Annotated in this window: 13 protein-coding genes; all 13 read left to right on the plus strand. The window is 43.5% G+C overall.

Features of this window, described 5'->3' with window-relative positions; genetic code table 11:
* The first annotated feature begins 24 nt into the window (after window positions 1-24).
* The 13 genes from RAH41_RS01805 to RAH41_RS01865 are packed head-to-tail and all read left to right on the plus strand — an operon-like array spanning window position 25 to window position 12,616.
* Window positions 25-954 (plus strand): sirohydrochlorin chelatase, encoded by a 930-nt coding sequence (locus RAH41_RS01805; RefSeq protein ID WP_331220189.1) that lies wholly within the window; start codon window positions 25-27, stop codon window positions 952-954.
* Window positions 951-1,748: a precorrin-6A reductase gene (cobK, locus tag RAH41_RS01810; RefSeq protein ID WP_331220190.1), complete on the plus strand. Its 798-nt coding sequence runs from the start codon at window positions 951-953 to the stop codon at window positions 1,746-1,748. The genes RAH41_RS01805 and cobK overlap by 4 nt, the downstream gene beginning before the upstream one ends.
* 16 nt (window positions 1,749-1,764) lie before the next feature.
* On the plus strand, window positions 1,765-2,412 hold the full coding sequence (locus RAH41_RS01815) for a precorrin-8X methylmutase (protein WP_331220191.1): 648 nt from the start codon (window positions 1,765-1,767) through the stop codon (window positions 2,410-2,412).
* 3 nt (window positions 2,413-2,415) lie between these two features.
* Window positions 2,416-3,519 (plus strand): cobalt-precorrin-5B (C(1))-methyltransferase, encoded by a 1,104-nt coding sequence (locus tag RAH41_RS01820; protein WP_331220193.1) that lies wholly within the window; start codon window positions 2,416-2,418, stop codon window positions 3,517-3,519.
* Window positions 3,506-4,711, plus strand: coding sequence for a precorrin-6y C5,15-methyltransferase (decarboxylating) subunit CbiE (gene cbiE, locus RAH41_RS01825; protein ID WP_331220194.1), 1,206 nt, complete (start codon window positions 3,506-3,508; stop codon window positions 4,709-4,711). The genes RAH41_RS01820 and cbiE overlap by 14 nt, the downstream gene beginning before the upstream one ends.
* Window positions 4,712-4,713: 2 nt before the next feature.
* Window positions 4,714-5,415 carry a precorrin-2 C(20)-methyltransferase gene (cobI, locus tag RAH41_RS01830; RefSeq protein ID WP_331220195.1) on the plus strand — a complete coding sequence of 234 codons (702 nt, stop codon included), beginning with the start codon at window positions 4,714-4,716 and terminating at the stop codon, window positions 5,413-5,415.
* Entirely contained in the window at window positions 5,412-6,185 is a 774-nt protein-coding gene (cobM, locus tag RAH41_RS01835) for a precorrin-4 C(11)-methyltransferase (RefSeq protein ID WP_331220197.1), read from the plus strand. The genes cobI and cobM overlap by 4 nt, the downstream gene beginning before the upstream one ends.
* Window positions 6,185-7,306: a cobalt-precorrin 5A hydrolase gene (locus RAH41_RS01840; protein ID WP_331220199.1), complete on the plus strand. Its 1,122-nt coding sequence runs from the start codon at window positions 6,185-6,187 to the stop codon at window positions 7,304-7,306. The genes cobM and RAH41_RS01840 overlap by 1 nt, the downstream gene beginning before the upstream one ends.
* Before the next feature lie 17 nt (window positions 7,307-7,323).
* Window positions 7,324-8,694 (plus strand): cobyrinate a,c-diamide synthase, encoded by a 1,371-nt coding sequence (locus tag RAH41_RS01845; RefSeq protein WP_331220200.1) that lies wholly within the window; start codon window positions 7,324-7,326, stop codon window positions 8,692-8,694.
* Window positions 8,687-10,207: a cobyric acid synthase gene (locus RAH41_RS01850; protein ID WP_331220202.1), complete on the plus strand. Its 1,521-nt coding sequence runs from the start codon at window positions 8,687-8,689 to the stop codon at window positions 10,205-10,207. The genes RAH41_RS01845 and RAH41_RS01850 overlap by 8 nt, the downstream gene beginning before the upstream one ends.
* On the plus strand, window positions 10,200-11,240 hold the full coding sequence (cobT, locus tag RAH41_RS01855; protein WP_331220203.1) for a nicotinate-nucleotide--dimethylbenzimidazole phosphoribosyltransferase: 1,041 nt from the start codon (window positions 10,200-10,202) through the stop codon (window positions 11,238-11,240). The genes RAH41_RS01850 and cobT overlap by 8 nt, the downstream gene beginning before the upstream one ends.
* Before the next feature lie 19 nt (window positions 11,241-11,259).
* On the plus strand, window positions 11,260-12,045 hold the full coding sequence (cobA, locus tag RAH41_RS01860) for a uroporphyrinogen-III C-methyltransferase (RefSeq protein ID WP_331220205.1): 786 nt from the start codon (window positions 11,260-11,262) through the stop codon (window positions 12,043-12,045).
* 1 nt (window position 12,046) lies between these two features.
* Window positions 12,047-12,616 carry a nitroreductase gene (locus RAH41_RS01865; protein WP_331220206.1) on the plus strand — a complete coding sequence of 190 codons (570 nt, stop codon included), beginning with the start codon at window positions 12,047-12,049 and terminating at the stop codon, window positions 12,614-12,616.
* Window positions 12,617-12,623: the final 7 nt, after the last annotated feature.

Genomic DNA, 12,623 nt, shown 5'->3' on the forward strand with positions numbered 1-12,623 from the left:
TACAAACAAAGGGGAGGAAATATTTTGAAAGCAATTTTATTTGTGGGGCATGGAAGTAAAGATCAAGAGGGAAATCAGCAGGTTCGCGAGTTCATCGGTGAGATGAGAAAGACTTGGGAAGGTTCTTTTCTAGTCGAGACGAGTTTTTTAGAATTTGAACGACCAACAGTGAATCAAGGCATCGATCTTTGTGTGGAGAAAGGAGCCGACCATATTGTCGTGATTCCGATTATGCTCTTACAGGCAGGACACTCCAAAATTCATATTCCAGCAGCTATTGATGAGGCAAAGAATAAATATCCGCTTGTTCAATTTACTTATGGCCGACCAATTGGTGTTCATGAGGAAACATTTGAAATTCTAAAAACTAGACTAATAGAAATTGGCGAGAATTTAGAATCCATTGAAGAAGATACGGCTGTCCTTTTGTTAGGGCGGGGCGGAAGTGATCCCGATGCGAATAGTGATTTATATAAAATTGCTAGATTACTATGGGAAAAAACAAACTATAAAATCGTCGAACCTGCTTTTATGGGGGTGACCAATCCTTTAGTGAATGAAGGGATTGAGCGCTGTATTAAGCTTGGAGCAAAAAAAGTAGTAATACTGCCTTACTTTTTATTCACTGGCATCCTGATTAAACGGTTAGAAGATATGATGCTTCCTATTCAAAATCAATATTCAACTGTAGAAATTCAGTTGGCTGACTATTTTGGTTATCATCCAAAACTACAGGCGATTTTAATCGGTCGTGTGGAAGAAGCCTTACGTGACGAGGTGAAGATGAACTGCGATACTTGCCAATACCGTATTAATGTCATGGAACATATCGATCATCACCACCACCATGATCATGACCACGATCATCATCACGGTCATGAACATCACCATCATGACGATGACAATCACCATGATCACGAACATGTAGTACTAAAGGCTGGAGATAGAGGATGATCTTCGTGTTAGCCGGAACAAGTGATGCAAGAGCCCTTGCTTTAGAAATAAAAAAGGAGGGGTTCGATCTCCTGGCCTCAGTTGTCACAGAAAATGCAGCAGTTGAATTAAGGGAGTCAGGTATTTGTGTTCAAGTAGGAAGATTAACGGATGTAGACATGGTGGAGTTGATTAACACAAAAGGGATCCGAGCACTTGTCGATGCCAGTCATCCGTTTGCGGAAGAAGCTTCCAAAAACGCAATCAAGGCGGCCGAAACGGCGGGAATCCCCTATGTTAGATATGAACGGGAGTCACAAAAATTCCAATATGACAAAATGAAAGTCGTCGAAAGCTATGAGAAAGCTGCCGAACTTGCTTTGACCAATAAAGGCGTGGTGATGTTGACGACAGGTAGCAAGACGCTTCAAATTTTCACAGAAAAGCTATTAGGAAACCCGGACATTCGTTTAATCGCCAGAATGCTGCCTCGTGTGGATAATATGGAAAAATGTGAGCAACTAGGGCTGCCACAGAAAAATATTATTGCGATCCAGGGTCCATTTTCAAAAGAGTTCGACAAAGCTCTATATAAGCAATATGGTGTGTCATTAATGGTGACTAAAGAGAGCGGGAAAGTCGGATCTGTCGATGAAAAGGTGGAAGCCGCCAAGGAATTGGGGATTGAGGTTATTCTAATTGGCCGCCCGAAACTGAATTATGGCACCGTCTATGCTAATTTTATCGATGTCATCGCAGAATTACATAAAAAGATTGGTTCCATACCAATTGTCACAACTAAACAATCATTTTAATACAGGAGTGAGAGAAATGGATTTTCGTACCGAATTTAAACCGTTAACCGTCCAACCGGAACAGATTGAAGGCAGAAGTTTTGAAATGATAAATGAAGAAATTGGGGAGCACCCTTTTACTGAGGAGCAGTATCCAGTTGTTCAGCGTATCATTCATGCATCTGCTGATTTTGAACTTGGGCAAAGTGTCCTTTTCCATCCTGACGCTATCCAGTCCGGTATTCAAGCGATTCGGAGCGGGAAAATGGTAGTTGCAGATGTTCAAATGATTCAAAGCGGAGCAAATAAAGCACGAATTCAAAAATTTGGAGGAGAAATTAAAGTCTATATTTCTGATCCGGATGTCATCCAGGAAGCCAAAAGGCTGAATACAACAAGGGCGATTATTTCGATGCGCAAGGCCATCAAAGAAGCAGATGGCGGTATTTTTGCCATTGGGAATGCTCCAACCGCCTTACTCGAACTTATCCGCCTGATTAAAGAGGGAGAAGCAAAACCTGGTCTTGTCATTGGATTGCCTGTTGGGTTTGTTTCTGCGGCAGAGTCAAAAGAAGAACTAGCTAAGCTCGATATCCCATTCATCACCAATATAGGCAGGAAAGGTGGCAGTACCGTAACGGTTGCTGCATTAAATGCCATTTCCATTATGGCTGAACGGGGATAACCCATGCAGGAAGTACCAAAAGGAAAGCTGCGGGAAGGATATACAACTGGGGCCTGTGCAACAGCAACCACTAAAGCAGCGCTGACGGCATTAATTACGAGTGAACCACAAACAGAATCAACGATTTACTTGCCCGTCAAGCGGTTTGCAACCTTCCAGATAGAAAGTTGTGATGTAACGGACCAATCGGCTACCGCTAGTACGATTAAAGATGCGGGAGATGACCCAGATGCCACCCACGGGGCTTTGATTGTTTCTACTGTGTCATGGCTCGATGAACCAGGCATCGTGCTTGATGGGGGAATTGGGGTTGGCCGCGTCACAAAGGACGGCTTGCCCGTTCCTGTCGGAGAGGCAGCGATTAATCCTGTTCCTGCTAAGATGATTCGAGAGACGGCCCAAGGGGTATTAAATGAATTCGGAATTACAAGAGGCATTAAAATCGTTATTTCCGTACCAGCCGGTGAAGAAATTGCTAAAAAAACACTCAATGGACGTTTAGGAATCATTGGTGGGATTTCTATTCTCGGAACTCGCGGGATTGTCGTTCCTTTTTCCACAGCCGCATATAAGGCCAGTATCATCCAGGCTATTAGTGTTGCTCGAGCTGGTGGCTGCGAGCACGTTGTCATTACAACAGGTGGGCGGAGCGAGAAAAATGCCATGAAAAAATTCCCCGAGCTGGCAGAGGAAGCTTTTATTGAAATGGGTGACTTTGTTGGGTTTACCCTTAAACAATGTAAGAAGCAAGGGGTAAAGAGAGTTTCGATGGTTGGTATGATGGGGAAATTCTCAAAAGTGGCAATGGGGATCATGATGGTCCATTCGAAAAGTGCCCCGATCGATTTTAATTTTTTAGCAGAGGTGGCAAGCCGTACCGGTGCTGATGCTACCCTAGTCGAGGAAATTCGAACTGCTAATACGGCATCACAGGTTGGTGATTTGATGACAGCACAGGGTCATCTATCCTTTTTCGAAATGCTTAGCGACCTTTGCTGCCTCGCTGCGTTAAAGGAAGTCAATGGCGGGATGGACATTGATACGACCCTATATACCATGAAGGGACAATTGTTAGGAGAGGCGGTGCGAAAGAGTGACATCAATTAAAATAATCGGCATTGGGGACGAAGGGAAACTCAGCCTGCTTCCGATGTACGAAAAGTGGATTAATGAAAGTGAACTATTAATAGGAGGAAAGAGACAGCTTTCTTTTTTTCCTGAATTCGCTGGAGAAAAAATGGCGATTGAAGGCGGACTTAATTCTCTAGTGGAACAGTTGCAAACGGAGACAAGAAACGTAGTAATTCTAGCATCCGGAGACCCGTTGTTTTATGGAATTGGAAGCTATTTATCTTCTAAAATCGATTTGGCTATTTATCCATATTTAAGTTCAATCCAGCTTGCTTTTGCCAGAATGAAAGAAAGATGGCAGGATGCTTATTTTACTAGTGTGCATGGCAGGAGTATAAAAGGTCTGGCACAGCGAGTCGATGGGAAAAAAACAGTCGCAATCTTAACCGACACAGAAAATTCTCCAAATAAAATCGCTCAGTATTTGCTTTCTTTTGGAATGACTGAATATGAGGCATTTGTGGGCGAGAACCTTGGCAGTGACAAGGAACGATGCCGCTGGTTTACTCTTGCTGAAATGAAGGATGAAGAGTTTTCACCGCTCAATGTAGTAATTCTTAAGAAAAAGGGTGTAAGCCCGCATTGGCCGATTGGCATTGACGATTCGGAATTTTTACAGCGTAAACCAGATAAGGGCTTAATTACTAAAAAGGAAATTCGCACACTTAGCGTAAGTGCCCTAAGGTTAAAAGAAGATAGCACAGTTTGGGATATTGGAACATGCACTGGTTCTGTTGCGATTGAGGCAGCGAAATGCGCCAGGGAAGGACAAGTTTTTGCTATCGAAAAGAACGAGGGTGACCTAGAAAACTGTAAGCAAAATTTAGCCAAGTTCCGTGTAGATGCAACACTCGTCCATGGAAAAGCACCAGAGGGATTAGAAACCTTCCCCGATCCTGATGCGGTTTTTATTGGCGGGACTGCAGGCGGGATGGAAGACATTTTGGATATTTGCTGTAGCCGCTTGAAAGCGTGTGGGCGTATTGTCTTAAATGCTGTTACTATTGAAAATCTTTCAGAAGCGATGCTTTTGTTTAAAGAGCGGGGCTATGATACGAACATTACTCTTGCTCAAATAGCCAGAAGTAAGCCCATTTTGAATCTGACAAGATTTGATGCATTAAATCCGATTTACATAATTGAAGCTTGGCGCAAGGAAGGGGAGTAAACATGTTAGGTACATTATACGGCCTTGGGGTAGGCCCAGGGGATCCAGAGCTCATTACCGTGAAGGCGTTTCGTAAATTAAAGGAATCACCAGTGATTGCGTATCCAAAGAAGCAAAAGGGAAGCAAAAGTTATGCCCATCGAATCATTGATGTTTATTTTCAGCCGAATGAAAAAGAAATGCTGGGACTTGTCTTTCCTATGACAAAGGATCCAGCCACATTAGAAAGAAAATGGACGGAAACCGTTGAAAATGTATGGGAGAAGCTGCAGGAGGGAAAGGATGTCGCTTTTGTAACTGAAGGGGACCCTCTTTTATACAGTACGTTTATTCATATGATGCGTTTAATGCAGGAGAAGTATCCGCAAGTTCCGATTGAAGTTGTTCCGGGGATTTCATCCATTAATGGGGCGGCTTCTAGGCTTGGAATTCCATTGGCAGATGGGGATGAACATGTGGCGATTGTTCCTGCACGGGATGACTACGAAACGATGAAAAAAGTCATTCAAGACAATGATTGTGTCATTTTTATTAAAGTAGCAAAAGTGATTAATTTAATGCTAGAAGTATTACGTGATTTAGATTTGCTTGATAAGGCTTCTGTCGTCACAAAGGTAACATCTAATGAAGAAATTATTTGGAGGGCAGATGAGCTAAAAGGAGCGGAGCTTGAATATTTAACATTAATGGTGGTGAGAAAATGAAGCTTTATATCATTGGCGCAGGACCGGGCGATCCTGATTTAATTACGGTAAAAGGTCTGCAGCATCTTCAGGAGGCAGATGTCATTCTATATGCGGATTCTCTTGTAAACGAAGACTTAATTGCTAAAGCAAAACCTTCTGCAGAAATATTGAAAACCGCCGGGATGCACTTAGAAGAAATGGTTGACGTCATGGCCGAGAGAATCCTGCAAGGGAAAAAGGTCGTTCGTGTACACACGGGCGATCCGGCTGTCTATGGGGCGATTATGGAACAAATCGTTTTGTTAAAGAAGAGAGGTATCGAAATAGAGATTGTTCCAGGTGTGAGCTCTGTGTTTGCTGCCGCCGCGGCCGCTCAAGCTGAACTGACGATTCCTGATTTAACGCAAACCGTGATCCTGACAAGAGCCGAGGGTAGGACACCTGTACCAGAATTTGAAAAGCTGGCGGATTTAGCAAAACATCATTGCACGATTTCGCTTTTCTTAAGTGCGACGTTAACGAAGAAACTTGTAAAGGAATTGACCGGGGCAGGCTGGAGCAAGGATACTCCTGTTGCGGTTGTTTATAAAGCGTCGTGGCCGGATCAAAAAATTGTCCGGACCACTCTGGAACACTTGGATGAGGATATGCGGGTAAACGGGATTCGTAAACAGGCAATGATTTTAGCCGGATGGGCGCTAGATGAAAACATCCACGAACAAGATTATCGTTCCAAGTTGTATGACAAAACATTTACACACGGATTCCGCAGGGGGGTAGAATCGTAATGATCGAGCTCCAAGAAGCGCAAAGGGCGGTCATAAAGCAGAAGGGGGACTATGCGGTTGTCGCCATTACAAAGCATGGGGTCGAACTGGCCCGCAAGCTGGGACATTCGTTTCAAAATGCCGATGTGTACTATATGGCGAAGTTTGAACGAGGAGATGAGAAGAACAAGGATATCCAGTTATTTACCGGAAGCGTTCGTCTTCTTCTACCCTCTCTTTTCGAGGCCTATAAAGGGCTGATTATCATTATTTCCCTTGGAGCCGTGGTACGAATGATTGCCCCTATTTTAAAGGATAAAAAAACAGATCCTGCGGTTGTCGTTATCGACGATAAGGGCGAACATGTGATCAGCGTACTATCAGGCCATATCGGCGGTGCTAATGAACTAACAAAAGAAGTGGCGGCCACTCTACAGGCCCGTCCCATTATTACGACAGCTTCAGATGTACAGGAAACGATTGCGGTTGATTTGTTCGGAAAACGATTTGGTTGGATTTGGGACTCTGCTGATAAGCTGACACCCGTTAGCGCTTCAGTTGTAAACGAAGAAAAAATCGCCGTGGTTCAGGAGTCAGGCGAAAAAGACTGGTGGCCATATGAACGGCCGCTACCAGAAAATATTCAGCCCTATTCATCGATCAAAGAAGCGCTGGCACAAAAGCCAGATGCTGCCTTAGTAGTAACCCATCGGAATTTATCAGAAGACGAAACGGACATCTTACATAATGGTGTTTTATATCGACCAAAGGTGATCGTCCTTGGGGTGGGCTGCAACCGCGGTACCACTGCAGCGGAAATCGAAGCAGTAATCGACGAAACGCTTGAGGAATTAAGGTTTTCAAAAAAAAGTGTTAAAGCGGTTTGCACAATTGATTTAAAAAAGGACGAAGTGGGACTGCTCGAGGTGGTGAATAAAAACTTCTGGGAGTTTATTTATTACACACCAGCTGAATTGAATTCCATTAAACTTCAGAACCCTTCTGAAACGGTCTTTAAATTTACCGGTGCATACGGCGTCAGTGAGCCGGCTGCTTTATTGTACAGCAAAGCGGAACATCTAACGTTGATGAAGAAGAAATCAGGTAATGTCACCATATCCGTAGCGGTGATTCCCTATTGAGAGAGGAGGGAAATAAAATGTCTACTCGTAGACTTGTGATTGCAGGGACAGGCAGCGGTGTCGGAAAAACAACGCTGACAATCGGGCTGATGTCTGCTTTAAGGAAAAAGGGCTATACTGTCCAGGGCTTTAAATGCGGTCCAGATTATATCGACCCGACCTATCATACAGCCGTCACGGGGAGAACGTCAAGAAACATTGACAGCTGGATGCTCAACCACGAGATGGTTAAAGAAATTGTCAACCGTTCAAGTAATGGGGCAGATATTTCCGTCATCGAAGGAGTAATGGGATTCTTTGATGGGAAAAATCCTCTAACTAATACAGGATCAACTGCCGAAATTAGTCTCGTCACCGAAAGTCCGGTCATTTTGGTCGTGAATTGTGCCAGCATGGCCCGTAGTGCGGCGGCCATTGTGAAGGGATTTCAAACGTTTCTTAAGGAAGCCAATATAGTCGGGGTGATCGCCAATAGGGTAGGTAGCGAACGGCACTTTCAAATCGTTAAAACCGCGATTGAGCAAGAATGTGGTATTCCCGTCCTTGGCTATCTGAAAAGAAACGAGGAACTCTCGATTCCGGAACGGCATTTAGGATTAATACCATCTGTTGAACGGGGAGAATTGAATCCATTTTTTGATCAACTAGGTGATTTAGTCCTTGAAACCGTTGATATAGATTCTATATATGACTTGGCACAAGCCCCCCTTTTAAAGATAAAAGAATCTCAGTTTAAAAGAGCAGAGCAGTCAATTGTAAAAATTGCAATCGCACGAGATGCCGCTTTTAATTTTTACTATCAGGAAAACCTCGACATGTTAGCAGCTTCTGGAGCCGAGCTAATCGAGTTCTCTCCATTAAAAGGTGAATGCCTGCCGGAACAAGTCGATGGCTTGTATATCGGTGGCGGTTTCCCAGAAGAATTTGCCGAGGAGTTGACAAAACAGACAGAGGTAAAAAACTCGATTCGAACTGCAATTGAAAAAGGATTACCAACCTTGGCGGAATGCGGCGGGTTTATGTACTTAACTGAATCGTTGGAAACAACTGATGAAACGAGTTACAAAATGGTCGGAATCATTCCTGGAAAGGTGAAAATGCAGACAAAACTAGCTGCTTTAGGATACCGGGAAATCACTGCAGTAGAAGAAAATTTCTTGTTAGCGGGAAACCTGAGTGCAAGAGGTCATGAATTTCACTATTCCACCTTTCATTCGAGAACGGTTTTTGAACCGGCCTACCAAACGAAAGGAATGCGCGGGTTTAAGCAGGAGGGATATCGGAAAGGTAATTTAATTGCAGGTTATACACATTTTCATTTTGGTTCTTGCCCTGAGATGGTGGAAAATTGGGTGAAGAAATGTAAGGAGTTTAAACAAAATGACTAAAGCTCTTCCAATTATGTTTCAAGGTACCAATTCGGATGTCGGCAAAAGTGTTGTCGTGACCGCCTTTTGCCGGATTTTCGCCCAAGACGGATATAAAACGGTCCCGTTTAAATCACAAAATATGGCGTTAAATTCCTATATCACAGTGGATGGAAAAGAAATCGGCAGAGCACAGGGAGTTCAGGCCGAAGCAGCACGTATTCAGGCAACCACCGATATGAACCCCATTCTACTAAAGCCGAACCGGGATAACCAATCCCAAATTGTCGTCCATGGTAAACCATTTAAAAATATGGAAGCAGGAAGGTACCGCCAGGAATTCTTTCAAACGGGATTGGAACTTATTCAACAATCACTGTCCACCCTTTCCCAAAATTATGAACGAATTGTCATTGAAGGGGCTGGTAGTCCGGCTGAGATTAATCTAAATGACCGAGAAATGGTTAATATGAGGGTCGCCAAAATGGCGGATGCCCCTGTGATTTTAATTGGGGATATCGAAAAAGGCGGAGTGTTTGCTAGTTTAGTAGGAACTCTTCAGCTGATGGAACAAGAGGACCGCGATCGTGTAATTGGTGTAATTATCAATAAATTCCGCGGTGATCTCAGCCTGCTAGAATCTGGATTAACGTGGTTTGAGGAGTATACAGGAAAACCCGTTCTAGGCGTGATTCCTTATATAGAAAATCTAAATATTGATGCCGAGGATTCCGTGATTTTAAATCAATATACATCTACTCAAAATACTGAAAAAGAATTGGATATCGCGGTGATTCAGTATCCGAAAATCTCCAATTTCACAGATGTTGACCCGTTTTTTGTTGAGCCAGATTGTCATGTCCGTTTTATAACGAGAGCGGATCAATTACATCAACCAGATTTAGTCATACTCCCAGGTAGCAAGAATACAATAGAAGATTTGATTTTTTTACGAAAGAGTGGTATCGCTCAAAAAATAGCAGATTTACTTAAAAGGAAACACACTGTTCTTTTTGGAATCTGCGGCGGCTATCAAATGCTCGGTGATAGAATCGATGATCCGCTTGCGATTGAGTCTCTCCATAAAGAAATCGAAGGTCTTCAGTTACTGCCAATTGAAACTACCATTACGAAAGAAAAGACAACAATTCTATCAAATGGGAAGTTGCATCTATTCGGAAAAAACTTTCATGTGACAGGTTACGAGATTCATATGGGTGAAACCGTGTCCACAGGAGCGTCCCAAAGTCTTATTTTTACAAATGAAAAATGGGATGGTTGCCATTCCCCAGACGAAACCATTATTGGCACTTATTTTCATGGGATATTCCATAATGATGAATTTCGTGGGGAATTACTCAATCAGCTCCGCTGTAAAAAGGGATTAGAGCCCATCTATATGCGCCCATCTTTTAACCAATTGAGGGAAGAAGCATTTGACCGGCTGGCAGAACATGTAAGGAGACACACTAAACTGGATGTTATTGAACAATTAATGAAGGATTATCAAGAAAGGAAAACCCCAAATGAATAGTATAATAACAGGAATTCAGCCTATTGACAGAGAAATGGGAAGGCAAGTTCGACAGTATATCAATACGTTAACTAAACCTGCGGGTAGTTTGGGGAGATTAGAGGAATTAGCCATTCATCTGTCGGAAATAACATCTGAAGCATTCCCGGTCGTGTCACCACCCGGTGTAATAGTTTTTGCCGCTGATCATGGTGTAGTCGAAGAAGGGGTGTCCGCTTTCCCGCAAGAAGTTACCGTGCAAATGGTCAAAAACTTTTTAAACAGCGGTGCCGCCATCAATGTTTTTAGCCGGCAAATCGGAGCCATGTTTGAAGTCGTCGATATTGGTGTGGCAGCAGATATTGAAGCCGACGGGTTTGTGAATCGAAAAATTCGCTATGGAACCAACAATTTTTGCCAACAGGATGCTTTAACAAGAGCAGAGGCTGAACAAGCCATCGCCGTTGGCTATGAACGGGCAGAACAGATGATTCAGCAGGGAATCAAATGCCTAATTGTTGGTGAAATGGGAATCGGTAATACGTCGTCAAGCAGCGCGATTGCAGCGGTTTTAAGTGGGGAGAAAATCGATTTACTAGTCGGCCAAGGTACAGGGATTGCACAAGAAAAAATTCGTCATAAACAAGAGGTTATCACGAGGGCGCTAAAGGAAAGAAACCCTGACAGGAAGGATCCCATCGATATCTTAGCAAAAATTGGCGGTTTGGAAATAGCTGGAATGACAGGTGCAATGCTCTCCGCTGCACAAAACCGGATTCCGATATTGGTAGATGGGTTTATTTGCACAATTGCAGCTCTTTTGGCAAGGGAAATCTGTGAGACAGCAGCTGAGTATATGATTGTCGGCCATCGTTCTGTCGAGCCTGGACATGAAGTTGCGCTACAGTTATTAGGCAAGAAGCCACTACTTGATTTAGATTTACGGTTAGGAGAAGGAAGTGGGGCAACAGTGGCTTTTCCAATCTTACACTCAGCAACACTAATGCTGAAAGAAATGGCCACCTTTGCATCGGCGGGAATTTCAAATGAGTAATTTAGGATGGAGCGAGAAGATGACAAATGGAAAAGTGTATCTAGTTGGTGCTGGACCAGGTGACCCTAAGCTGATTACGGTTTACGGGATGGAGTGTATCCAAAAGGCGGATGTGATTTTATATGACCGCTTAGTAAATGAGGAACTGTTGAAGTATGCAAAGACTGAGGCAGAGTTAATATTTTGTGGAAAACAGCCAGGAAAACATCAGCTCATTCAAGATCAAATTCACGAGCTGTTAGTTGAAAAAGCTAGTCAAGGTAAGACTGTTACAAGATTAAAAGGAGGCGATCCTTGCGTTTTCGGCCGTGTCGGTGAAGAAGCGGAAATTCTTGCAGAACATGGGATTCACTATGAAATAGTACCGGGTATTACAGCTGGTATTGCAGCGCCTGCTTATGCCGGAATTCCGGTGACCCACCGCGATTATGCTTCCACATTTGCGATTGTCACTGGCCACGGTCGTGCGGAAAAGGATGAGGATCAAATAAATTGGTCAGCTCTCGCTCAAGGAATCGATACAATTGCCTTTTATATGGGAATTGGGAATTTACCTTATATCGTTTCGCAATTAATAGAGAACGGAAAAAGTCCCGATACGAAAGCAGCCATTATCCAATGGGGGACCACCTCCAAGCAGAAAACTGTGACTGGAAGTTTAAAGGATATCGAAGTCCGGGTCCAAGAAGCCGGGATTACTCATCCAGCGATTGTTCTTGTGGGTGATGTGGTCGGTCTTCGCGAGAAAATAAGCTGGTTTCAAGAAGCAGAAGAAAAACAATTAGTTGGAATAGGGAGGGTCTAAGATGTCAATTTTAGCGGAAATCAAAAACCGAAGAGCGATCCGTGATTATGCGGCTCGAGAGGTCGAGGACCAAAAGATTCACACTTTATTAGACGCAGCGACATGGGCACCGAATGACCGCATGCGTGAACCATGGAGCTTTTATGTGATTAAAGGCGAAGCAAAAAAACGATATGAAGCGTTGGCCTATGAATATCTACTCGAACGCTTTCCAACCAAACCAAATTTAATCGAAAGCTCCTTAAAGGTACTAAAAACAACACCGGTCCATATTGTCGTTACCGCTGACATCGTTCCAGACGACAAAGAGGCATCTGCCGATAATGAATATGCCGTATGCTGTGCGATCCATTCGATGTGGCTTACTGCCAAAGAATTGGGATTAGGTCTGGTCTGGAGGACAAGGGGAGTGGGACTTGTTCGTGACCAACGAATGTACGAGTTTATTGGCTCACCCGATAATAAGAAAATCATCGGAAATTTGTTTATCGGTTATCCCGATCCAGAAGTATTAAAAAAAGCGAAGGTGCCGGCTCGGACATCCTTTAAAGAAAAGACAGTCTGGCTGTAATGAGGAG

It is taken from the genome of Gottfriedia acidiceleris (assembly GCF_036421055.1).
Classification (GTDB): Bacteria; Bacillota; Bacilli; order Bacillales; family Bacillaceae_G; genus Gottfriedia; species Gottfriedia acidiceleris_C.